Origin of the sequence: Motilibacter peucedani, assembly GCF_003634695.1 — a bacterium.
GTDB lineage: Bacteria > Actinomycetota > Actinomycetes > Motilibacterales > Motilibacteraceae > Motilibacter > Motilibacter peucedani.
In genome coordinates this window covers 314,348-336,835 of record NZ_RBWV01000013.1, presented here as the reverse complement: position 1 = coordinate 336,835, position 22,488 = coordinate 314,348, and the positions used below count along the sequence as shown (strand labels likewise).

The 22,488-nt window shown below is 72.6% G+C and carries 17 protein-coding genes and 1 other RNA gene; 5 read left to right on the top strand and 13 right to left on the bottom strand.

Features of this window, described 5'->3' with window-relative positions:
* Positions 1–17: 17 nt before the first annotated feature.
* Positions 18–986, top strand: coding sequence for an MSMEG_6728 family protein (locus CLV35_RS20150; RefSeq protein WP_183061995.1), 969 nt, complete (start codon positions 18–20; stop codon positions 984–986).
* An 88-nt stretch (positions 987–1,074) separates the two neighbouring features.
* On the opposite strand, the gene CLV35_RS14655 is transcribed toward CLV35_RS20150, so the two are convergent.
* The 4 genes from CLV35_RS14655 to CLV35_RS14640 form a co-directional block, all read right to left on the bottom strand.
* Positions 1,075–3,441 (bottom strand): SpoIIE family protein phosphatase, encoded by a 2,367-nt coding sequence (locus CLV35_RS14655; RefSeq protein ID WP_183061994.1) that lies wholly within the window; start codon positions 3,439–3,441, stop codon positions 1,075–1,077.
* 44 nt (positions 3,442–3,485) lie between these two features.
* Positions 3,486–3,704 carry a hypothetical protein gene (locus CLV35_RS14650; RefSeq protein WP_121194220.1) on the bottom strand — a complete coding sequence of 73 codons (219 nt, stop codon included), beginning with the start codon at positions 3,702–3,704 and terminating at the stop codon, positions 3,486–3,488.
* A 1-nt stretch (position 3,705) separates the two neighbouring features.
* Positions 3,706–4,488 carry a phosphatase PAP2 family protein gene (locus CLV35_RS14645; protein WP_183061993.1) on the bottom strand — a complete coding sequence of 261 codons (783 nt, stop codon included), beginning with the start codon at positions 4,486–4,488 and terminating at the stop codon, positions 3,706–3,708.
* Positions 4,489–4,643: 155 nt separating this feature from the next.
* Positions 4,644–5,615 carry a pirin family protein gene (locus CLV35_RS14640; protein ID WP_121194218.1) on the bottom strand — a complete coding sequence of 324 codons (972 nt, stop codon included), beginning with the start codon at positions 5,613–5,615 and terminating at the stop codon, positions 4,644–4,646.
* Positions 5,616–5,758: 143 nt separating this feature from the next.
* On the opposite strand from CLV35_RS14640, the gene CLV35_RS14635 reads away from it, so the two are divergent.
* Positions 5,759–6,382 carry a nitroreductase family protein gene (locus CLV35_RS14635; protein WP_121194217.1) on the top strand — a complete coding sequence of 208 codons (624 nt, stop codon included), beginning with the start codon at positions 5,759–5,761 and terminating at the stop codon, positions 6,380–6,382.
* A gap of 31 nt (positions 6,383–6,413) precedes the next feature.
* On the opposite strand, the gene CLV35_RS14630 is transcribed toward CLV35_RS14635, so the two are convergent.
* Genes CLV35_RS14630 through CLV35_RS14620 form a run of 3 tightly spaced genes read right to left on the bottom strand, consistent with a single transcriptional unit; the run spans position 6,414 to position 9,338 of the window.
* Positions 6,414–7,349 carry an aldo/keto reductase gene (locus CLV35_RS14630; protein WP_121194216.1) on the bottom strand — a complete coding sequence of 312 codons (936 nt, stop codon included), beginning with the start codon at positions 7,347–7,349 and terminating at the stop codon, positions 6,414–6,416.
* On the bottom strand, positions 7,346–7,645 hold the full coding sequence (locus tag CLV35_RS14625; RefSeq protein WP_121194215.1) for a hypothetical protein: 300 nt from the start codon (positions 7,643–7,645) through the stop codon (positions 7,346–7,348). Before CLV35_RS14625 ends, CLV35_RS14630 begins: the two co-directional genes overlap by 4 nt.
* A gap of 52 nt (positions 7,646–7,697) precedes the next feature.
* A complete protein-coding gene (locus CLV35_RS14620) occupies positions 7,698–9,338 on the bottom strand; it encodes a sodium:solute symporter family protein (protein WP_121194352.1) in 1,641 nt (546 codons plus the stop codon).
* A gap of 124 nt (positions 9,339–9,462) precedes the next feature.
* On the opposite strand from CLV35_RS14620, the gene CLV35_RS14615 reads away from it, so the two are divergent.
* Both CLV35_RS14615 and CLV35_RS14610 read left to right on the top strand, forming a co-directional pair.
* Positions 9,463–11,481, top strand: coding sequence for an ATP-binding SpoIIE family protein phosphatase (locus CLV35_RS14615; RefSeq protein WP_183061992.1), 2,019 nt, complete (start codon positions 9,463–9,465; stop codon positions 11,479–11,481).
* A gap of 126 nt (positions 11,482–11,607) precedes the next feature.
* Positions 11,608–13,266 carry an APC family permease gene (locus CLV35_RS14610; RefSeq protein WP_121194213.1) on the top strand — a complete coding sequence of 553 codons (1,659 nt, stop codon included), beginning with the start codon at positions 11,608–11,610 and terminating at the stop codon, positions 13,264–13,266.
* Positions 13,267–13,282: 16 nt separating this feature from the next.
* Here the strand turns inward: CLV35_RS14610 and CLV35_RS14605 are convergent, their stop codons facing one another.
* The 4 genes from CLV35_RS14605 to ssrA all read right to left on the bottom strand — a co-directional run bounded on the left by CLV35_RS14605 (position 13,283) and on the right by ssrA (position 16,538).
* Positions 13,283–15,508: a heavy metal translocating P-type ATPase gene (locus CLV35_RS14605; RefSeq protein ID WP_121194212.1), complete on the bottom strand. Its 2,226-nt coding sequence runs from the start codon at positions 15,506–15,508 to the stop codon at positions 13,283–13,285.
* Positions 15,509–15,515: 7 nt separating this feature from the next.
* Positions 15,516–15,740, bottom strand: coding sequence for a cation transporter (locus CLV35_RS14600; RefSeq protein WP_121194211.1), 225 nt, complete (start codon positions 15,738–15,740; stop codon positions 15,516–15,518).
* 25 nt (positions 15,741–15,765) lie between these two features.
* On the bottom strand, positions 15,766–16,059 hold the full coding sequence (locus CLV35_RS14595; protein ID WP_121194210.1) for a metal-sensitive transcriptional regulator: 294 nt from the start codon (positions 16,057–16,059) through the stop codon (positions 15,766–15,768).
* 100 nt (positions 16,060–16,159) lie between these two features.
* Positions 16,160–16,538, bottom strand: a transfer-messenger RNA (tmRNA) gene (ssrA, locus tag CLV35_RS14590).
* Between the two features lie 656 nt (positions 16,539–17,194).
* On the opposite strand from ssrA, the gene CLV35_RS14585 reads away from it, so the two are divergent.
* Positions 17,195–19,093 carry a hypothetical protein gene (locus tag CLV35_RS14585; protein ID WP_121194209.1) on the top strand — a complete coding sequence of 633 codons (1,899 nt, stop codon included), beginning with the start codon at positions 17,195–17,197 and terminating at the stop codon, positions 19,091–19,093.
* Here CLV35_RS14585 and CLV35_RS14580 read toward each other — a convergent pair.
* Positions 19,065–21,326, bottom strand: coding sequence for a choice-of-anchor J domain-containing protein (locus CLV35_RS14580; RefSeq protein ID WP_183061991.1), 2,262 nt, complete (start codon positions 21,324–21,326; stop codon positions 19,065–19,067). The genes CLV35_RS14585 and CLV35_RS14580 overlap by 29 nt on opposite strands.
* 95 nt (positions 21,327–21,421) lie before the next feature.
* Complete coding sequence (locus tag CLV35_RS14575; protein WP_121194207.1) at positions 21,422–22,486, bottom strand: spore photoproduct lyase family protein; 1,065 nt, start codon at positions 22,484–22,486, stop codon at positions 21,422–21,424.
* Positions 22,487–22,488 lie beyond the last annotated feature (2 nt).

Sequence of the window (22,488 nt, the reverse complement as noted above, 5' to 3'; positions counted from 1 at the left end):
TGGGTAGGGCAAGCGGTGTGCAGACCTTCGTGCCGTACCCCGGCTTCGTCGACAGCGCCCGGATCCTGGACGACCGGAGGCTCGGCAAGCAGCGCGTGGAGACGTTCCAGATCCTGCGGGCGCTGACCTGGCCGACCTACGCGTGGAAGAACCACCCGGCGACCCGGATGTGGCGCGGGTTCGTGCCCGCGCTGGTCTGCTACGGGCTGGCGTGCATCGACGCGTGGGAGCGGCGGGGGCGGCTCGACGCGACCCGGTCCTCCCTGCTCGAGTTTACCGGCGGCGTCGTGCCCGAGTGGTCGCAGCTGCGGGCGACCGGCCAGCTCCCGCCCTGGCTCGGGCACAGCCCCGTGCACATCAGCCACCAGTCGGCGCTGGTGCGCAAGGACCCCGAGTTCTACCGCCCGTTCTTCCCCGACGTGCCCGACGACCTGCCCTACCTGTGGCCCTCGCCGTCGTTCCCCCGCTGGCCGGTGCGCCGCCCCGCGCTCGAGGCGCTGCCCGAGGAGGAGGCGCTGGCGATGCTGGGCTTCACCGAGATGCGGCCTTGGCAGCGCGCGGCGGTGGACGCGGCGCTCGCGGGCTCGGACGCGGTCGTGCCCGTGCCGCCCGGCCAGGGCGCGACCTCCGCCGGGCTGCTGGCGGCCATGGTGACCCTGGGCCGCACGCTGTGGGTCGCGCCCGGGCCCGCGCTTCCCGAGCACCCCGGCGAGCACGAGGAGCAGCGGCCCGCCGCACCGGCGTCCAAGCTCTCGACCTCGGTCGCGCGCGCCCCGTCGGCGGCCGACCTCGCCGCGATGGAGGACGAGGGGCGCGCCGACCCCGAGTTCCGCTTCGTCCGCCCCGGCGACCTCGCCTCCGCGTGGACCGCGGACACCGGCCTGGTGGTCGTCGAGGGCGAGGACGTCGACCCCGGCCCCCTCCCCCGCCGCGTACCCCTCCTCCGCCTGGTCCCGGACGTTGAGGCGACCCCGGCCCGACGTTGATCGCCCTAGCCGATCAACCTCGTGCGAGACCCATGCAAGTTGCTCGGCCTGGCACGAGTTTGATCGGCCTAGCCGATCAACATCGGCGTCAGCGTCCGGGAGCGTCCAGCGTGAACCAGACGACCTTGCCGTCGGGGAGGGGGCGGGCGCCCCAGTCGCGGGAGAGGGCCTGCACGAGGGCGAGGCCGCGGCCGCCCTCGTCGTCGAGCGTCGCGTGGCGCAGCCGGGGCAGCCGGGTGTCGTGGTCGCGGACCTCGACGTGCACGGCCCGCTCGGCCCGCCGGACCAGCAGCCCGACGTCGCCGCGGGCGTAGCGGATCGCGTTGGTGACGACCTCGCTCACCAGCAGCTGGCCGGCCAGGGCGACCGGGTCGCCGGCCAGTCCCCACCGCTCCAGCGCCGACACGAACAGCGCCCGCGCCGGGCTGACGGCGGCCGGGTCGGGCGGCAGGTCCACCGTCATGACGTGCCCGGCCGCGTCGCTCGCGGCGCGGACCAGCAGCAGCGCCACGTCGTCGGGGTGGCCCGGCGCGTGCGGGACGCCCGCGGCCACCGCGAGGTCGCAGAGCTTCTCCAGGTCGTCCCACGAGTGGGTCTCGAGCGCGTCGACGAGCCCGGCGATGCCGGCGTCCACGTCGCGCCCGGGCGCCTCGACCAGCCCGTCGGTGTAGAGCGCGAGACCGCTGCCGTGCGGCATGGCGATCTCGACCTCCTCGTAGCCGAGGTCGGCCCGCACGCCCAGCGGCACCCCGACCGGCAGTCCGCCGTCGACGGAGAGCACGCGCGCCTTGCCGTCGGGCCCGACCATCACCGGCGGCACGTGCCCGGCGCTCGCCACGGTCAGCACCTCGCGCGCCGGGTCGAAGACCGCGTAGACGCAGGTCACGAGCTGCCCGTCGGCCAGCCCCGAGACCGCGAGGTCGAGCGAGCGCAGCACCTCGGAGGGCGGCGGGTCCTGGTAGGCCAGCACGCGTACGGCCGTGCGCACCTGCCCCATGACGGCGGCGGCACGCAACCCCCGGCCCATGACGTCGCCGACGACGATCGCGGTGCGCCCGCTCGGCAGCGGGAAGACGTCGGCCCAGTCGCCGCCGACCTTGGTGCCCTTCGCGCCCGGCAGGTAGCGCCACGCGACCTGCAGCCCCTCGACGTCGCCGAGCCCCTCGGGCAGCAGGCTGCGCTGGAGCGCCACTGCCGCCGAGCGCTGCTGCTCGTAGGACAGCGCGTTGGCCATCGCCACCGCGGCGCGGCTGACGAGGTCGCGCGCGAGCGCCGCCTCGGCGTCGCCGTAGGTCCGCCCGCTGCCCGCGAACAGCAGCGTGCTCACGCCGATGACCTGGCCGCCGACGCTCATCGGCAGCACGAGCACGCTGCGCAGGCCGGGTACGTGGGGGAACGTCGCGCTGTCGGGCTCGGCGTCGCGCACCAGCAGCGCCTGGCCCTGCTCGACCGCGCGCCGGGCCGGGTGGCCCGCCGGGTAGTCGGCCGGCTCTCCCACGGTGCGCGGCACCACGTGCCCGAAGCGCGGCGTGCCTGCGTGCCGCGCCGCGCGCCGGCGCAGCCGCCCGGTGTCGTCGACGACGTCGACCATGACGTGGTCGGCGAGCGCCGGCACGGCGAGCCGGCAGAGCAGGTCGAGCACCGCGTCCGGCTCGAGGGTGCTCGCCAGCTTCTCGCCGGCCTCGCCGATGAAGGCGAGCCGCTGGGCGGCGGACGCCCGGTCGAGCTCGGCCTGCCGCTGGTCGGTGACGTCGCGGACGACGGCGCCGACGCCCACGGGCTGCCCGCCGTGCTCGAGGCGGAAGAACGAGTGCAGCCACGTACGCTGCGCCTCCGCCGCGGGCGTCGTGCCGCGGACCTCGATGTCGGGAGCCGGCTCGCCGGTCTCGAAGACCCGAGCGACCACGCGGTCGACGTCGCTGCGCAGGCCGGGCAGCAGCTCGGCGCTGCGGTGGCCGCGGTGCTCGGAGTCGCTGAGCCCGTCCATCGCCTCGAGCGCGCGGTTGACGCGGGTGTAGTGCCCGGCCTGGTCGTAGACCGCCAGCCCCACGGGCGCCTCGCGGAACAGCGCGTCGAGCAGGGCGGTGTCGCGCCGGGCGGCCTGACGGCGCGAGGTGTCCTCGATCACCGCGACCGCTCCGAGCGGCCCGCCCTCGCCGTCGGTCAGGGGCGTGCCCTTCCACGACAGCGAGCGCCACGAGCCGTCACCGAGGCGCACGCGCGTCTCGCGGGCGACCGGCTCGCCGCCGAGCAGGCGGGCGACCTCGCTTACGAGCTCGGCGTCCTGGTCGGCCAGGATGCTGCGGCCCTGCCAGGCCGGCGGCAGCCGGAGCAGCTGCTCGGCCAGCCCGTTGCACGCCACGATGCCCGCGTCGGCGTCGAGCACGACCGTCGCCACCGGGACCGCGTCAAGCACCACCGACAGGAGCTCCGGTGACCCCCAGGGCAGAGTCACCTGCGCCACGCTACCGCCCCCGTCGTCGCGCGGACGGGTGCCGGTCACCCCGGCGGCAGGCTCGGGGGTGCGGGCGGCGGCGGCGGCGGGAGCGCGCCGGGGTCGGGCGAGGGCTCGAGGGGCGGGGGCGGCAGCTCGCCCGGGTCGTCGGGGAGCAGCGGACCGGGGTCGTCGGGCACCGGTTCGGTGGGGTCCAGCGGCGGCGGCTCGACCGGCAGCCCGCCCGGCTCCACCGGCAGCGTCTCGGGCGGCAGCGTGGTCACCTCAGGCCGCCACGGCGTAGGCGCGCCGGGGCACCAGCGCACCGCGCGGGCCCACCAGGGTCAGGCTGATGACGAACAGGGCGCCCGCGACGATCGCGTCGAGCCAGTAGTGGTTGGCGGTGACCACGACCACCGCGACCGTGACCGCCGGGTGGAGCACGGCGAGCCAGCGCCAGCGGCTGCGCAGGCTCACGACGACGGCGGCCGCGACCACCAGCGCCCAGCCGACGTGCAGCGAGGGCATCGCGGCGTACTGGTTGGCGAGCATCCCGCCGACGCCGGAGTAGACCGACTCGTCCGAGGCGGCTGCCGTGTCGATGAACCCCGGCATCATCCGCGGCGGCGCCAGCGGCAGCACGACGTGCAGGACCAGCGCGGTCAGGGTCAGCAGCGCCATGACCCGGCGCACCCACGCGTAGTGGTGGCGGGCGCGGAACCAGAGCACCAGCAGCATGAGCGTCGCTGCCGGGAAGTGGACGTAGGCGTAGTAGCGGTTGGCCAGGTCGACGAGCGAGGGCACGTCGTAGGCGACGCTCTGCGTCCACGCCTCCCTCGGCAGGCGCAACACGTGCTCGAGCGAGAGGACGGCCTGAGCGTTGGAGAACGCACGGGCGGTCTCGTCGGCGCTGATCAGGCGGCCCAGCTTGTAGGCGAGCAGCAGCACGGCGACGATGGCGATCTCGCGGGCGCCGGCGGGCACCCGGCGGCCGACCGCCTTCACCGCTCCGGCTACTGCCTCCACCGCCGCTCCCTCCGCCAGGTCCGACGCGGACTCCGTGTCCACGCCGACGATCTCCTGGCTGCGCCTCCGGCGTCATCCTCCCGCCGGAGGATCCGCCTCACCGCGAGGGAGGAGAACAGGCTCGTGCTTGATCAGGGTGCCACGTCAGGGGTGCCCTGAGCGAGCACATATGCCGTCCTGTCGCCCGAACGCGCAGATCAGCGCCCGGTGTGGGGCATCAGCGCGTCGGCGGGGATGACCCCGAGCCGGCCCTTCTGGTAGTCCTCGACCGCCTGGGCGAGCTCGGCGCGGGTGTTCATGACGAACGGGCCGTAGGTCGCGATCGGCTCGCGGATGGGCGCGCCGCCGAGCAGCAGCACCTCGAGCGCCGGGTGGCGGGAGTCCTGCACGCGGTCGGCGCGCACGCGCAAGAAGTCGCCCTCGCCGAGCAGCGCGAGCTGACCGGTACGCAGCGGCTGGCCGCCGCTGCCCACCGTGCCGTCGCCCGCGAGCACGTAGACCAGACCGTTGAACCCGGTCGGCCACGGCAGCGCCAGCTCGGCGCCGGGCACGACGGTGGCATGGACGACCGCGATGGGCGTGTGCGTGGAGCCGGGGCCGCGCACGCCGGCCACCTCGCCGGCGATCACCCGGACCAGCGCCCCGCCGTCAGGGGTGGCGGTGAGCGCCACCTGGCCACCCTCGAGGTTCTGGTAGGCCGGCGGGCGCATCTTGTCCTTGGCCGGCAGGTTGACCCAGAGCTGGACGCCGTGGAAGAGCCCGCCCTTGACGACCAGCTCCTCGGGCGGGGTCTCGATGTGCAGGATGCCGCCGCCGGCCGTCATCCACTGCGTCGCGCCGTCGCTGATCACGCCGCCGCCGCCGTGCGAGTCCTGGTGCAGGAACGTGCCGTCGAGGATGTAGGTGACCGTCTCGAACCCGCGGTGCGGGTGCCAGGGCGTGCCCTTGGGCTCGTAGGGCGCGTACTCCACCTCGCCCATCTGGTCCATGTGGATGAACGGGTCGAGGTCGCGCAGGTCGACGCCCGCGAAGGCGCGCCGGACGGGGAACCCCTCCCCCTCGTAGCCCTGCGGCGCGGTCGTGACCGAGCGGACTGCACGCTCGCGGGAGCCGGCGCCCGGGGCCTCGAGGCGCGGGAGGGTCAGCGGGTCTGCTGTGACGGCGGGCACGGGTGCTCCAAGGGGCGCGACGGAAGAACTGGTTGTACGTTCAACAGTAGACCCGGTCGCATGCTTCCGCACCTCCCGGGGAACACCAGCAGTGCCTCATCTTGTTGAGGGTTCAACTGTCCGAACGGAGCGAGAGCCACCCCATGACCGTGCACGACCTGCCCAGCGACGTCCGCACCGCCAGCACCGACACCGACCCGCTGCTCCACCCGCTGCTCGCCGAGCGCCGCAGCCCGCGCGCCTTCGACCCCGCCCACGAGGTCGACGAGGCCGCCTTGCGCAGCCTGCTCGAGGCCGCCCGCTGGGCGCCGAGCGCGGTGAACCGGCAGCCGTGGCGCTACCTCGTGGGCCGCCGCGGCGACGACACCTTCGCCACCGTCTTCGACACCCTGGCGCCGGGCAACCAGCTCTGGGCCGGCCGCTCCTCCGCCCTGGTCGTCGGGCTCGCCCGCTCGCTCGACGACGCCGGCGAGCCGGTGCCGCACGCGCCCTTCGAGCTCGGGCTCTCCGTCGCGCAGCTCACCGTGCAGGCCCACGCCCTCGGGCTGCACGTGCACCAGATGGCCGGCTTCGACGCGGCCGCCCTGGCGCAGCGCTTCGAGGTGCCGGCCGGCTGGGCGCCGATGATCGTGCTGGCCGTCGGGCTGCTCGGCGACCCCGACGACCTCCCCGAGCACCTGCGCGCCCGCGAGCTCGCCCCGCGCGACCGCTTCCCGCTGCAGGAGATCGCCTTCGCCGGCAGCTGGGGCGAGCCCGCGGTGGCATAGCCGTCGACCGGCACCGACGAGCTCGGCGCGCTCAGGCCCAGGCGGCCCGCAGCGCGTCGAGCTCGTCGGCCTCCAGCTCCAGCGCGAGCGCCGGCAGGATGTCCTCGAGCTGCTCGACCGTCCGCGCGCTCGCGATGGGCGCCGTGACCGTCGGCTGCTGGCGCAGCCACGCCAGCGCGACCGCGGCCGGCGCCACCGAGTGCGCGGCGGCCAGCTCGTCGAGCACGGAGAGCAGGCGCGGGGCACGCGGGTCGTCCAGGTAGCCCGCCACCCGGTCGAGGCGCGCGCTCGCCACCGTGGTGCCGGCGCGGTACTTGCCGGTGAGGAAGCCGGCCGCCAGCCCGAAGAACGGGAAGCTCGCGAGACCCTGCTCGGCCGCCACCGGCGCGATGTCGCGCTCGTAGTCCTCGCGGTGGACCAGGTTGTACCAGTCCTGCGTCGCGACGTACGCCGTGAGCCCGTCGCGCCGGCTGACCTCCAGCGACTCGCGCAGCCGCTCGGGCGAGAAGTTCGAGGCGGCCACCGCGCGGACCTTGCCGGCGCGTACGAGTGCGTCGAACGCCCCGAGCGTCTCCTCGAGCGGCACCGAGGGGTCGTCCTCGTGGGCGTAGTAGAGGTCGATGTAGTCGGTCTGCAGCCGCCGCAGCGAGTCCTCGGCGGCGCGGGCGATGGTCGCGGCCGAGAGTCCCCGCGCGCTCGGCAGCTTGGCGACCTTCGTGGCGACGACGACGCGGTCGCGCCCGCCCCGCGAGCGCAGCCAGTTCCCGATCACCGTCTCGGACTCGCCGCCGACGTGCCCCGGCGCCCAGTGGCTGTAGGCGTCGGCGGTGTCGACGAAGGTGCCGCCGGCCGCCGCGAAGGCGTCGAGGACGGCGAAGGAGTCGGCCTCGTCGGCCGTCCAGCCGAAGACGTTGCCGCCCAGGCAGAGTGCGGAGAGCTCGACCGAGGTTCCGGGCAGCGTCGTCACGCGCGACTGCCCTTCTCGCCCTGGCCGGGGTCGGCGTCGGCGGGCGGGGTGTTGGGGCTCAGCGTCATCCACAGCAGGAAGAGCCCGCCGACCACGAGCATGGCGATGCCGGCCCACAGGTTGATGTCGATGCCCTGCGCCTTCTTCTTGGCGCCACCGCCGTCGAAGATGCCGGCGGCGGTGACCAGCACGCCGTAGACGACGAACAGGCCTCCGATGATCCGTCGGACGTCGAACAGCCGGGCGGCCGTGCTGGCCTCGGCCGACGACTCGTCCGTCGTGGTGTCTTCAGGCATCAGGAGCTCCAAGTGGTGCGGCGGGTTCTGCGAGCGGTGGCGGGGCGGCTTGTCACAGGAACGGGATGTAGAGGGCGACGGCGAGCACGAGGGCTGCGGCACCGAGGACCACCGGAGAGCGGTACCACGTCTGGTCGCCCACGACGAGGTCGCTCGCGGCCTCACGGGTGCCGGCGCCGTACGTCAGGCCCACCAGCTCCTCGGCCGGCTTGGGCTTGGTCACCAGGCTCACGACGACGGAGACGACCGCGTCGACGACGAACGCGCTGCCCGCACCGTAGAACGACTCCTCGAGGTCGGACTTGAAGTCGAAGATGCCCCAGAACTTGTAGCCGAGGTAGACGAACAGGCCGGCGATCGTGCCGCTGAGCAGTCCGGCGAAGCCCGCCTTCGGGGTCATCCGCTTCCAGAACATGCCGATGATGAAGGTCGCGAACAGCGGCGAGTTGAAGACCGAGAACAGCGCCTGCAGGTAGTTCATGATGTTGCTGAAGCCTGACGCGATGAACGCGGTGCCGATGCCGATGAGCACGCCGACCGCTGTGACGACACGCCCCACCTTGAGGTAGTACTCGTCGTCGCGGTCCTTGGCGACGTACTGCTGCCAGATGTCGTAGGTGAAGACGGTGTTGAAGCTCGACACGTTGGCGGCCATGCCGGCCATGAACGCGGCCAGCAGGCCGGTGACCGCGACGCCCAGGATGCCGGTGGGCAGGTAGCGCTCGATGAGGTACGGGATGGCGTTGTTGTAGCCGCCGTCGGGGGTGTCGCCCAGCTTCGGGACGACGACCAGGGCGATGAGCCCCGGGATGACGGTCAGCGCAGGGATGAACAGCTTGGGGAACGCGCCGATGAGCGGGGTACGCCGTGCGGCGCTGCTGTTGCGCGCCGAGAGCGCGCGCTGGACCTCGGCGAAGTTGGTCGTCCAGTAGCCGAAGGACAGGACGAACCCGAGGCCGAAGACGATGCCGATCCAGTTGGCGCCGATCGAGTTGGTGACGTGGCCGACGCCAGTGCCCTGCCACGCGTGCAGGTGGGCGTCGCCGCCGCCCTTCGCACCGCGGACGCGGTCCTCGAGCCCGCCCCAGCCGCCCATCTCCTTCAGGCCGAGGACGACGACGGGGATGAGGCCGGCGAGGATCACGAAGAACTGCAGCACCTCGTTGTAGATCGCGGACGACAGGCCGCCGAGGGTGATGTAGGCGAGGACGAACAGCGCAGCGATGACGATCGAGAACCACAGCTGCCAGCCGAGCATGGCCCGCATGACGATGGCCAGCGCGTAGAGGTTGACGCCGGCGATCAGCACGGCCGAGAGCGCGAAGATGATCGAGTTGAGCAGGTGCGTCGAGTCGTTGAAGCGCAGCCGCAGGAACTCCGGGACGCTGCGGACCTTGGCTCCGTAGTAGAACGGCATCATCACGATGCCGAGGAAGACCATCGCCGGGATGGCCCCGACCCAGTAGTAGTGGACGGTCGCGACACCGTACTGCGCGCCGTTGGCCGCCATGCCGAGGATCTCGGTCGCGCCGAGGTTCGCGGCGATGAAGGCGAGGCCCGTCACCCACGCGGGCAGGGCGCGCCCGGAGAGCAGGAAGTCCAGGCTCGTCTTGATGCTCCTTCGAGCGGCGAACCCGATCCCCAGCACGCACAGGAAGTAGATCCCGAGGATGACGTAGTCGAGGAAGCCCATGTCGAGCCGGAGGGAGTTCACGCATCCCGTGATCTCCACTGCCGATCTTGTCCAAACGCGCGAGGTCCCGCGGCGCCCTGCGCGTCGCCCCTACGATGCAACGCGACAGACCTGGAGGCTGCGGATGCAGGACCGTCTCGGGCTGCTCGGCGATCGCTCGACGTGGCCGGCCGGGCTGGCGAGCGGCGTCGACACGGTGCTCGGCGCCGCCGTGCCGATGGCGCTCGTGGTCGGCGAGGACGCCGTCCTCGTCTACAACGACGCCTACGCCTCGATCCTCGGCACCAAGCACCCTGACGCGTTCGGCCGCCCGGCGGCGGAGGTGTTCCCCGAGAACTGGCACCTGCCCGGCCACTGGGACCTCGTCTGGCAGGTGATGAAGACCGGCGAGGGCGTCCACGACCCCGACACCGTGCTGCCCGTGCGCCGTCGCGGTCCCGACGCCCCGGCCGAGCTGGTGCGCTTCTCCCGCTCCTACGCCGCCCTGCGCGGGGAGGACGGCCGGGTCCTGGGCGTGCTCTCCGTCGTCATCGAGATCACCGGCTCGGCCCGCACGCTGCGCCAGGTGGCCGACCTCGCCGCCCGGCTCTCCTCGGCGCTGAGCGTGGACGACGTCGCCCGCGAGGTGCTGCGCTACGCGGTCGAGGACGTGGGCGCGCACCACGCGCGGGTCGTGCTGCTCGAGGGCGGCGCTCTGCGCATGACCAGGCGCGCCGCGCTCGACGTGCAGGACGAGAGCACCGAGCGGCTGCCGCTGCTCTGGACCCGGCTGCGCGCCGACGCCGCCCTGCCCTCGGTGCAGGTGGCGCGCGAGGGGGCGCCGCTGTGGCTCGGCGCCGACGCGCTCGAGCACTACAACAGCCTGCAGGACGAGCGGCTCGGGCGGCCGCTGCGCGCGGTCGGCAGCGTGCCGCTGCCGATCCTCGGGCAGTACGGCGCGCTGTCGCTCGGGTGGGAGGACGAGCGCGACTTCAGCACCGAGGACATGGCGGCGCTGCGTACGGTGGGGAGCCTGGTCGGCCAGGCGCTCGGCCGAGCGCAGCGCTTCGACGAGCAGCGCGGCAACGCCGAGCTGCTGCAGCGCAGCATGCTCCCGGCCGAGATGCCCCAGGTGGCCGGTGTGAGCATCGGCGCGCGCTACGTGCCGAGCGCTCCGGGCATGAGCGCGGGCGGCGACTTCTACGACGCCTTCACGAGCTCGGACGGCCGGCTGGTGCTGGCGATCGGCGACGTCGTCGGGCACGGCGTCATGGCCGCGACGATCATGGGCCAGGTGCGGGCCGGCCTGCGCGTGCTCGGTCTGCAGGAGCCCGATCCGGCGGCCGTGCTCGGGGCGCTCGACCCCTTCGTCTCGAGCCTCGGTCCCGAGGTGTTCGTGACCGCGCTCGTCGCGGTGCTCGACCCGCTCACAGGCCTGCTGCAGGTCGCGACCGCCGGGCACCCGCCGCCGCTGCTGCGACGGCTGTCGGGACCGCCCGGCGGCACCTTCGTCGAGCTGGAGGCCGGACCACCGGTCGGCGTGCCGGGCGAGCGGCCCGTCACGACGGAGGTGCTCGCGAGCGGCGACCTCCTGCTGCTGTTCACCGACGGGCTGGTCGAGGTGCCCGGCCAGCACCTCGACACCGGGCTCGAGCGGCTGCAGGACACCGTCGCCTCGCTGCACGGCGCGTCCGACCCGCGGCAGGCGTGCACCGTGGTGCTCGAGCGCATGGGCAGCGGCAGCGACGACATCGCGGTCGTGGCCGTCTCGGTCGACGAGGGGTCCCGGCGAGTGGCCCGGCTCGACCTGCCCGCCGAGACCAGCGCGGCCGGCACCGCACGCGCGTGGGCGCGGCGCATGCTCGGCGGCTGGGGCGTCGACGACGACCGCCTCGACGCGGCCCTGCTCTGCACCAGCGAGCTGGTGACCAACGCCTTCCTCCACGCGCGGAGCGGCTGCCTGGTCGAGCTCGACGTCGACGACCACCGGGTGCTCGTGCTGGTCAGCGACCAGGGGATGACGACGCTGCCGGCCGCTCAGGCGGCGGAGCCGGGCAGCGTACGCGGTCGTGGCCTCGCGCTCGTCGAGACCCTGAGCGACGCCTGGGGGAGCGAGCGGACCAGCCGGGGCACGACAGTGTGGTTCGAGATAGGCCTGGACTGAGCCGGTCCTGCTCGGAAGATCGACCGCCCCGTCTGGTTTGCCCGGCACCAGCACGGAGATCTTCCGGGAGGAGGCGCACCCGGTCCGCGCAGGCACGCTCACGCGCCTCCCTGAGGGAGGACTGCGATGACGCTGGACGCCCCTGACCGCCCCGGCAGCACGACCGGGTCGCCTCGCCTGCGCCGGGACGTCGGCGTCGTCGGCCTGCTGTTCGCGAGCGTCGGCTCGATCATCGGGTCGGGCTGGCTGTTCGGGGCCCTGAACGCCGCGCGCGAGGCCGGCCCGGCAGCGGTCATCTCCTGGGCCCTGGGCGGTCTGATGATCCTGACCATCGCCCTCGTCTACGCCGAGCTCGGCACCATGTTCCCGATCTCCGGCGGCGTGGTCCGCTTCCCCCACCTGGCCTTCGGCTCCTTCGCCAGCTACACCGCGGGGTGGATCACGTGGGTCGCGACGGCCACCGTCGCGCCGATCGAGGTCGAGGGCGCGCTGCAGTACGCGACGAAGTACGGCCCCTTCACCGCCAAGCACACCGTCGACGGCGAGATCGTGCACACGCTGACCGGTCTGGGCTACCTGCTGGCCGTCGTCGGCATGGCGGTCTTCGTGGTCATCAACTACTTCGGCATCCGGTGGTTCGCGAAGATCAACAACGTGCTGGTGTGGTGGAAGCTCGGTGTCATCACGCTCGTCGTGGTGGCGTTCCTGTTCACCGCCTTCCACAGCGACAACTTCACCTCCCACTCGTTCCGGCCCGAGGGCTGGCAGGGCGTGTTCACCGCCATCGCGACGTCGGGCATCGTCTTCTCCTACCTCGGGTTCCGGCAGGGCGTCGAGCTGGCGGGCGAGACGAGCAACCCCCGCCGCAACGTACCCATCGCCGTCATCGGCTCGGTGGTCTTGACCGGTCTCATCTACGTCGCCCTGCAGGTCGCCTTCATCGCGGCCGTGAACCCCTCGGACCTCACGAAGTCCGACGGCTGGGCGAAGCTGGAGTTCACCAACGACTTCGGTCCCCTGGCGGCCATCGCCACGCTGATCGGCCTCGGCTGGCTGGCGACGTTGCTCTACATCGATGCGATCGTCTCCCCCGCCGACACAGGGCTCATCTACACCACCGTGACGGCGCGCATCTCCTACGGCGCCGCCAAGAACGGCAACGCACCCGAGTCGCTGGCGTCGACGACGAGCCACGGCGTACCTCTGGTCAGCCTGGTCGTGTCCTTCGTCGTCGGACTGATCGTCTTCCTGCCGTTCCCGAGCTGGCAGCAGCTGGTCGGCTTCATCACCTCGGCGACGGTCCTGTCGTTCGGGTCGGGCCCGCTCGTGCTGTCCGCGCTGCGTCGCCAGCTCCCGGACGCCGAGCGCCCCTTCCGGCTCCCCGCCGGCGACGCGCTGAGCCTGCTCGCGTTCTACTGCTCGAACCTCATCGTGTTCTGGGCCGGCTGGACGACGGACTGGAAGCTGTTCGCCGCGGTGCTGCTGGGCTTCGTGGTCCTCGCGGTCTTCCACCTGCTGGGCAAGGTGAGCGGCGAGATCGAGTGGCGCTCAGGCGCCACGTGGGTCGTCCCGTGGCTGGCCGGCCTGGCCCTGTTGAGCTGGCTCGGCCCCTATGGCGGCGGCCAGGGCACGCTGTCGTTCGGCTGGTCGTTCCCGGTGATCGCCGTCTTCAGCGTGGTCATCTTCGTCCTGGCCGTGTCCGTGCGGCTGGCGCCGGCCGTCGTGCGCGACCACGTCGAGGCCTCGCAGCAGGAGGCCGAGGTTGAGGGCCGCGAGCTGGTGTGACGCGCCGCTGTGCTCGTCAGGTGAAGCGGCGCAGCCGCAGGCTGTTGGTGACGACGAAGACGCTCGAGAGGGCCATGGCGGCGCCGGCGAGCAGCGGGTTGAGCAGCCCGGCGGCGGCGAGCGGGATGGCGGCGACGTTGTAGCCGAACGCCCAGAACAGGTTGCCCTTGATGGTGGCGAGGGTGCGGCGGGCGAGGCGGATGGCGTCGGGCGCGGCGGTCAGGTCACCGCGTACGAGGGTGAGGTCCGACGCCTCGATCGCGACGTCGCTGCCGGTGCCCATCGAGAGCCCGAGGTCGGCCTGGGCGAGCGCCGCGGCGTCGTTGACGCCGTCGCCCACCATGGCGACGACGCGGCCGGCGGCCTGGAGGTCGCGCACGGCTGCGGCCTTGCCCTGCGGCAGCACCTCCGCGACCACGTCGTCGATGCCGACCTGGGCGGCGACCGCCTTCGCGGCTCGCGCGTTGTCGCCGGTCAGCAGCACCGGGCGCAGGCCGAGGGCGCGCAGCCGGCGGACCGCCTCTACGGAGGTCGGCTTCACGGTGTCGGAGACGACGAGGACGCCGCGCACAGCGCCGTCCCAGCCGACCCACACGGGGGTGCGGCCCTGGGCCTCCGCCTCGTCGGCCGCGGCGTGGAGCTCGGCGGGTGCGTGCTGGGCCCACTCCTGCTCGAGCCAGGCCCGCCGGCCGACGACGACGGCGTGCCCGTCGACGACGCCTGAGACGCCGCGGCCAGGTGTGGCTCGGAAGTCCTCCGCCTCCGGCAGAGCAGCCGCATCACGGGCCGCCGTCGCCACGGCGCGGGCGATCGGGTGCTCGGCGGCGTGCTCGAGGGCGCCGGCTCGTCGGAGGACGTCGCCTGGGTCTTCGCCGGGAGCCGCGACGACCTCGGCCAGCGCCATCTCTCCCGTCGTGACGGTGCCGGTCTTGTCGAGCACGACGGTGTCGACGCGGCGGGTGGACTCGAGGACCTCGGGACCCTTGATGAGGATGCCGAGCTGCGGGCCGCGGCCCGTGCCGACCATCAGCGCGGTGGGCGTCGCCAGCCCGAGCGCGCACGGGCAGGCGATGATCAGGACGGCGACGGCAGCGGTGAACGCGGTGGTGGCGGGGTCGCCGTTGACGAGCCAGAAGGCCAGCGTCGCCAGTGCCAGGACGATCACGACGGGCACGAACACGCCGGAGACCCGGTCGGCCAGCCGCTGCACCTGGGCCTTGCCGTTCTGCGCGTCCTCCACGAGCCGCGCCATCTGCGCGAGCTGCGTGTCGGCCCCGACCCGGGTGGCGCGTACGACCAGGCGTCCCCCTGCGTTGACCGTGCCGCCGGTGACGGCGTCACCCGGGCCGACCTCGACCGGGACCGCCTCGCCGGTGACCATCGAGGCGTCGACGGCGGAGGTCCCGCTCGTGACCGTGCCGTCGGTCGCGAGCTTCTCGCCCGGCCGGACGACGAACTCGTCGCCGACGTGCAGTTCGGAGACGGGTACGCGCACCTCTCCCCCGCCGCGCAGCACCGCGACGTCCTTGGCACCCAGGTCGAGCAGCGCGCGCAGGGCCGCACCGGAGCGGCGCTTGGCCCGGGCCTCGGCATAGCGGCCGGCCAGGATGAAGACCGTGACGGCGGAGGCGACCTCGAGGTAGATCTCGTCGCCGCCGCGGTCGCGGCTGGGCAGCAGGGTGAACGGCATCGTCATGCCGGTGCGCCCTGCGTCGCCGACGAACAGCGCCCACAGGCTCCACAGGTAGGCGGCGCTCACGCCTACGGAGACCAGCGTGTCCATGGTTGCGGCGCGGTGGCGCAGGTTGGTCAGCCCGGCGCGGTGGAACGGCCACGCCCCCCAGGTCGCGACGGGTGTGGTCAGGGCGAGGACCACCCACTGCCAGTAGTCGAACTGGAACGCCGGCACCATCGAGAGGACCAGGACGGGCAGGGTGAGGACCGCCGTGGTCGCCAGGCGACGGCGGAGCGGCTGCGACCGGTCCTGGTCGTCGTCCTCGCGGGGCTCTGGCAGGCGCGCGGTGTAGCCGGTGGCGACGACGGTGGCCAGGAGGTCGTCGGTCGCGATGCCGTCGGCGTACTCGACCTTCGCCTTCTCGGTGGCGTAGTTCACCGTCGCGGTCACGCCGTCCATCCGGTTGAGCTTCTTCTCGACCCGGGCGGCGCAGGAGGCGCAGGTCATGCCGCCGATCTCCAGCTCGACGGTGTGCGTGCTGGCCGTGCCCGTCGTCGAGGTGCTCATGCTGGGCTCAGGCTCCGGCGAGCTCGTAGCCCGCCTCGTCGACGGCTTCAGCGACGGCGGCCGCGTCGAGCGGCGCGGTGGAGCGGACGTTGACCGTCGAGGCGGCGCCGGGCACCAGCTCGACGTGCACGTCGGTCACCCCCGGCAGCTTGGTGATCTCCGCGGTAACGGCGCTGACGCAGTGGCCGCAGGTCATGCCGGTGACGGCGTACGCGGTGGTGGTCTCGCTCATGGTCGCTCTCCTTCTGCTCTGCTTCTCAGGACCGGACGAGGCGCGCGATGGCGGCGGAGGCCTCCTGGACCTTGAGCTCCGCCTCGGCGCCGCCCTTGGTGATCGCGTCGGTGACGCAGTGGTGCAGGTGCTCGTCGAGCAGCGCCAGCGCGAACGCCTCGAGCGCCTTGGTCGCGGCGCTGACCTGGGTCAGCACGTCGATGCAGTAGGTGTCGGACTCGACCTGGCGCTGCAGCCCGCGCACCTGCCCCTCGATGCGTCTGAGGCGCTTGAGGTGCGCGTCCTTGGAGCCGGCGTAGCCCGGGGTCGTGTCGCTCACGTGGTCCACGTTACCCCCGGGGGGTATGCCTGGCAAGGGCAGCCTCAACGCACGAAGGCCCGCCCCCTGGTCGGGGACGGGCCTTCGTGGTGGTGCTGCTCGGTGGAGGTGCCGGGAATCGAACCCGGGTCCTTCGCCGTGGTGCCAGGGCTTCTCCGGGTGCATCTCGTGAAGCGATTTTCTCGGCCCCAGCCGGTGCACGAGCACACCTGCTGACGGGCCCAGCCACTGTTCAGTGTCCCGTCAGACCCCGTGACCGGGCTTGACGGTAGAGCTCCCTGGATGATGCAAGGATCCGGAGCGGGAGCATCTCCGGGCTTGCAAGGTCAGCTTCTCTGCTTAGGCAGCGAGAGAGAGCTGAGCCTGGGTGCTGTTTGTATTGGCACCTATTGGTTGCTAGGCATGGTTAACGAGATCATCCCAGCGTCCTCGACCCGCTTCCCCTGACTCGACGAACGAAGTCGAGACCAGTCACCCCCTGTGCAGTTGTTGCGCGGAGTCGAGTCTACCCGGTGCGGCGTGCGCGCGTCAGGTGCGGCGCCTCGGGAGCCGGCCACAGACGTACGAGGCCGTGCGCGGACGGCGAGCCACCGGCGTACCCCTGGGCGCACGCTCGGGGCCCACCCGAGCCAGGCCTACCGAGCTCGTGCCAGGCCGAGCAACGTGCATGGGCCTCGCACGAGGTTGATCGCCCTGGCCGATCACGATCGCCCGGCGGACGAGCCGCAGCAATGGGGCACCAGCCGTACGTGCGTTGTTGCGGCTGGTGCGACGTTGATCAACGTACGTGATCAACGTCCGGCCGAGCCGGGCCCACCAACCTCGTGCCAGGCCGATCGAATTGCATGGGCCTCGCACGAGGTTGATCGCCCTGGCCGATCACGATCGCCCGGCGGACGAGCCGTAGCAAAGGGGCACCAGCCGTACGTGCGTTGCTGCGGCTGGTGCGACGTTGATCAACGTACGTGATCAACGTCCGGCCGGGCCGGGCCCACCAACCTCGTGCCAGGCCGACCGACTTGCATGGGCCTCGCACGAGGTTGATCGCCCTGGCCGATCAACATCGCGGGCCCGGGGCGAGGTTCACCGGTTTGGCCCTACAAAACGGACGAAGCACGCGCCGACACCTCTACTCGTGAGCACTCCCCTGCGCCGTCTGGCCACCACCGCAGTCACCGGCGTCGCGGGGGTGGCTGCGCTCGTCGTGGCGGTCTCCGGGCTGCCCGGAGCGGCGGCAGCGGACGGCACCGGGTCCTACGCCGCGCTGCGGGCCGGCACCGACGCGGCCGTGCAGGTCGTGCGCGACGTCGAGGCGCACGGGCGCAACGCCGAGGGCTACGAGGGCGACGAGGCTCCCGCCGGCGTCGACGTGCACGACCAGGTCAGCACCGACGCCCTCCTGGTCGCGGCCGACGAGGTGCCGGACCCGGGCGCGACCACCGGAATCGGCAGCCGCATCAGCACGGGCTGCTCCGACGACGGCGTGAGCGGCAACCGGGTGCAGGCGGTGTACGTGGTGGCGAGCGACCGCGCCGACCGCTACGACTCGGTCGTCGGCTCGCTGCGGCAGTACGCCGCCGGCGTCGACGCGGTCTTCCTGGCCAGCGCCGCCGAGCACGGTGGGCGCCGCCAGATCCGCTGGGTCCACGACGCCAGCTGCCAGCTCTCGGTCGCCCACGCCGTCGTCGCGCCGAGCGCGACCGCGTCGTTCGCCTCGCTGACCAGCGCGGTCGCGGCGCAGGGCTACAACCGCGGCGACCGCAAGTACCTGCTCTACACCGACGCGACCGTCCTGTGCGGCGTCGCCAACGTCTACACCGACACCACGGCCGCGCAGTCCAACGCCAACAACGGCGGCTACGCGCAGTACGCCCGGGTCGACGCCCCCTGCTGGGCGGCCGGCGACCACAGCGTCGAGGCGCACGAGCTGACCCACACGCTGGGCGCGGTGCTGAGCTTCGCCCCGCACGTGTCGGCGGCCGGCCACTGCACCGACGAGTCCGACGTCATGTGCTACGTCGACGGCCCCGGGGTCGTCATGACCCAGTCGTGCCCGACGAGCCACGAGAAGCTGCTCGACTGCGGCGGCGACGACTACTTCAACACCAACCCCGCCCCCGGCAGCGCGCTCGCGCAGAACTGGAACGCGGCGAACTCCTCGTTCCTCTACGACCCGCCCGCTCCGGTGATCAGCGGCGGGAGCTGGGACGCCGCGAGCGGCACCGTCACGGTCGCCCCGCGAGTCCTCTCGGGCCAGGGCTGGCGCATCGACTGGAGCGGCAGCGGCTGCACGCCGGCGAACGCGCGCACCGAGTCGAGCTCGCCGACGGCTGCCACCGTGCGGGCGACCTGCCCGAGCGGCGGCACCGTCACCGCCACCCTGACCCAGCAGGACGGCCGTGCGGCCGTCGCCACGGTCGCGACCACCGTCACCACCGCCCCCGCGCCGACGAGCCCCGCGCCGACGGCACCGACCGCGCCCACCACCCCGACTGCGCCGGCGCCCACCGCGGCGACCGCGGCCCTCTCGCTGTCGGCCGCGCCGACCAGCGTGAAGGCGGGCGGCAGGGTCACGCTGAGCGGCCGGCTGACGGTCAACGGAGCGGCCGGACCGCGTACGCGCGTCGACCTGCAGCGCAAGGTCGGGTCCTCGTGGGCCCGCGTGGCGACCGCCTGGAGCGGCTCGCTCGGCGTCGTCAGCTTCCCGCAGACGGTCAGCGCCGCCACCGCCTACCGCCTGGTGACCATCGGCACGCCGGCCGCGACCAGCTCGGTCGTCACCGTCGCCGTCACCCCGACCGTCCAGGTCCACGCCTCGGGCCTCAAGGTCCGCGGCACGGTCAAGCCGGTCAAGCGCGGCACGGTCGTGCGGCTCGTACGCGGCACCCGCCTGGTCGCCACCGCGCGCACCGACGCGCGGGGGGCCTTCTCGCTGACCCTCCCGCGCGCCGGGACGAACTACTCGGTCGTGGTCCGCACGGACCGCGCCCCGCGGACCACCACCATCAGCCTCCGGGCTGCAGCACGCCGTTGACCGTGAGGCTGTAGCGCGCCTGCTGCGTCACGGTCTCGGTCGGCTCGTCGTAGGTGACGATGGCCGCGATCGTGTCGACCGTGCGCCCGAACAGCGCCCGGATCTTCCCGCCGCGCAGCGTGCCGGTGAAGCCGTTCTTCAGCTTCATCGCGACCACGTCGACCTTGTCGCCGGTCGAGCTGTAGCCGACGACCTGCACCGTGAACCCGTGGACCGGGACCGGCGAGATCTGGGTCGGCGTCTGCCAACCCGCCAGGCTGCTGCCGTCGGAGACGAGCGTCCCGCCGACCTTGACGTTGTCGACCCACCAGCCGGCGTAGTTGGTGCCGGAGTCGGTCAGGTAGCGGAAGGAGAGCAGCACGCTCTTCCCGGCGTAGGCCGAGAGGTCGAAGGACTCCGACCGCCAGCCGCCGCTGTCGCCGTTGAAGCCAGGGAGGTTGGCCTGGATCACCGGCGTGGTGTCTGTCTGCTCCGAGGTGGTGTCGGCGTTGGACAGCGAGGTGAACGTCTTGCCGCCGTCGGTCGAGACCTGGACGACGGCGAAGTCGTAGCCGTCCTCCATCGACCACCTGGTGTCGAAGCTCAGCGTGGCGTTGTCCGCCGGCACGTCGACCGAGCGGATGATCGCGCGGTCCTGGCTGTCGTCGTGCCCGCTGTAGAGCGCGGCGTCACCCTCGTGCCCCTCTGCGGCGGTATCGACGGTCCACTGCACGGGCACGGCCTCCAGCATCCTCGCGCCGCTGAAGGTGATGTCCTTGACCGCGCTCGCCGGCAGCCACGCGCCGCTGGCGTCGCGCAGGCGTACGTAGTCGGAGCCGTTGGCCGGCGCGCCCGGGGTGTTGTACGCGTACGGCGACTCCCACGAGACCGCCGCGTCGAGCGACGGCGTGGTGTAGCGGCGCTTGAGCGAGCCGTAGGCGCTGCTCGACCCGGACAGCGCCTTGTCCAGGGCGACCATGACCGCCCACTGGTGCAGCACGTCCGTCGCGTCGGCGCCCTTGTGGAACTTCTTCAGGGTGTCGGTGATGCTGGCGAGCCCGTTGAGCGGGTCCTTGTGCAGCGCGCTCATGAACGAGGTGCCGTAGCGGTCATAGAGGAACAGCATGAAGGTGTAGGCCGCGCCGTAGTCGGCGAGGATCTCCTGCGCCCCCTGGTCCTGCCAGTTCGTCAGGCTGTTCTCCGGCCCGCACTGGTCGCGCGGGGTCGGGTTCGCCGGCGTCTGGATGCGGTAGGCGCCGAGGAAGCACTGGACGTGGTTGTCGAAGCCGGTCTGCGTGATCGGCCTGGTCGCGTCGACGTAGCCGACGAGCGTCTGCGCGAAGTCCGACAGGCCCTCGTTGACCCAGCTCGTCTCGTCGCCGTCGACGTAGCTCTCGAGCAGGTGCTGGTACTCGTGGGCGAACGTGCCCTCGTAGAGGTAGGGGCGCGCCGGGGCGCTGGTGCACAGGTTGCCCGGCACCGGGTCGTTCGGCGGGTTGGCCCCGGTGCGGTGCAGCCAGTCGTAGGCGTCGATCGTCATGACGTTGCGCCCGGTGTAGGCGTTGAGCGCCGACGAGAAGAAGCCCGCGATGTAGGTGTTGCCCTGGCTGTTGTTGAAGTCGTAGAACTGGTCGTCTCGCACGTTGTCGACGAGCGTCACGATCTTGTCGCCGGGCCCGGTGAAGTCTCCGGACACCAGAGCGGTCGAGCCGTCGCGCGAGGGCGGCACGCTGAAGGCCGCCGACTCCTTCGGGTACATCCGGTTGTCGAACTGGTCGGCGAGGTACTCCGCCTGCGCTGTCGTGACCTGCGTGCGGTCGTTGCGGCAGTCCCCGGGCAGGAACTGGGTGTCGGTCGAGGGGTCCTCGGCGGGCTGCGTGCCCTTGGCCACCCACACCTCGATGTGGTCGCCGACCGCCATCAGCTCGAAGTTCTTGCGGTAGTAGACGCCCTTGACGTCGTCGAGGGCGAGCCACGACCGGTTCGTGCCGACCGGCACCTCGGCCACCGCGGAGGCCTTGGCGCTCCGGCTCCGCGCAGCAGCACTGGCCGACGAACCGGCTGTGCTCACCGTGACGCGCGTGCCGTCGGGCTCGACCAGCGGCAGCTTGTCGAGCCGCGCGCCGTCGCTGCGCCGGGTGTCGAGGGCTGCTCGTGCTGCTGCAGCCTTGCGGGTGGCCTTCGCCGTCCTGGTCGAGGACGCCGAGGCCGCCGTGGCTGGTGAGGCGAGGGTCGCCGCCGCCAGCGCTGTCACCACCGCTCCCGCGAGGGGGAGGGCTGTCCGGGGAAGTCTCATCCCGGAGTCCTACCGTCCCGGGACAGACCCGCGCAAGAGGTGCGGGCGAAGAATCAGAACGCGTAACGCACGTGCAACCAGGGCGTCTCCTGCTCGACCACCTCGAGCAGCCGGCGCACCCACGTGCCCTTCCAGCCGGTGCGGTAGCGGACGTTCGTCCCGCCGGTCTGCGAGCGCTTGGTCTCCTGGATCTCCGGGCGCCAGAGCAGCTCCTCGGCCTTGGGGTGCCAGCCCAGGTTGACCTCGTGCAGGGCCTCGTTGTGCGTCAGGAAGATCACCTCGGCGGCGAGCTGCTCCTTCGCGCGTGGCCCGGTGCCGGCGTCGAGCTGGCGCAGCAGCGTCCGCCAGTCCTCCAGCCAGCCCTCCTGCACGATGACGGGGCTGAGGTTGACATGCACCTCGTAGCCGGCCTCGACGAAGTCGTCGATCGCCGCGATGCGCTCGGCCACGCTGCTGGTGCGGATGTCGACCAGCTTGCTGGTGGCCTCCGGCATGAGGGAGAAGCGGATCCGCGTGCGGCCCTGCGGGTCCCAGTCGAGCAGGTCGCGGTTGACGTGCTTGGTGGCGAAGCTCGCCTTCGCGGTCGGCAGGCCGGCGAACAGGTCGACCAGGTCGCGCACGTTGTCGCTCACCCGCGCGTCGAGCGAGCAGTCCGAGCTCTCACCGATGTCGTAGACCCATGACGAAGGGTCCACCTGGTCAGGCGTGGTCTTGACGCCCTGGCGGGCGACGTGGCGCGAGAGGTATCGCGTGATCTGCTCGATGTTGGCGAAGACCGTGATCGGGTTGCTGTAGCCCTTGCGCCGGGGCACGTAGCAGTAGGCGCAGGCCATCGCGCAGCCGTTGGCGGTCGAGGGTGCGATGAAGTCGCTCGACCGCCCGTTGGGCCGCGCCGCCAGCGACTTCTTCACGCCGAGCACGAGCGACTCGGTCTTGATCCGCACCCAGCGCGACACGTTGGCCTCGTCGCCGTGCAGCTCGGGGATCTGCCAGTGGCTGGCGACCTCGACGACCTCGGCGTCCGGCCAGCGCGAGAGCACCTGCTGTCCGCGCGGCAGTGCGACCGCGGCGGGCTCGGCGTAGATGCGCCGCACGTCGAGCAGCGAGGTCGTCTCCATCG

Coding starts and splice junctions, on each gene's coding strand:
- CLV35_RS14605 (WP_121194212.1), bottom strand. CDS start 15,508: ATGAGCACCTCGACGACGGGCACGGCCAGCACGCACACCGTCGAGCTG.
- CLV35_RS14625 (WP_121194215.1), bottom strand. CDS start 7,645: ATGCCTGAAGACACCACGACGGACGAGTCGTCGGCCGAGGCCAGCACG.
- CLV35_RS14615 (WP_183061992.1), top strand. CDS start 9,463: ATGCAGGACCGTCTCGGGCTGCTCGGCGATCGCTCGACGTGGCCGGCC.
- CLV35_RS14635 (WP_121194217.1), top strand. CDS start 5,759: ATGACCGTGCACGACCTGCCCAGCGACGTCCGCACCGCCAGCACCGAC.
- CLV35_RS14575 (WP_121194207.1), bottom strand. CDS start 22,486: ATGGAGACGACCTCGCTGCTCGACGTGCGGCGCATCTACGCCGAGCCC.
- CLV35_RS14620 (WP_121194352.1), bottom strand. CDS start 9,338: ATGGGCTTCCTCGACTACGTCATCCTCGGGATCTACTTCCTGTGCGTG.
- CLV35_RS14600 (WP_121194211.1), bottom strand. CDS start 15,740: ATGAGCGAGACCACCACCGCGTACGCCGTCACCGGCATGACCTGCGGC.
- CLV35_RS14610 (WP_121194213.1), top strand. CDS start 11,608: ATGACGCTGGACGCCCCTGACCGCCCCGGCAGCACGACCGGGTCGCCT.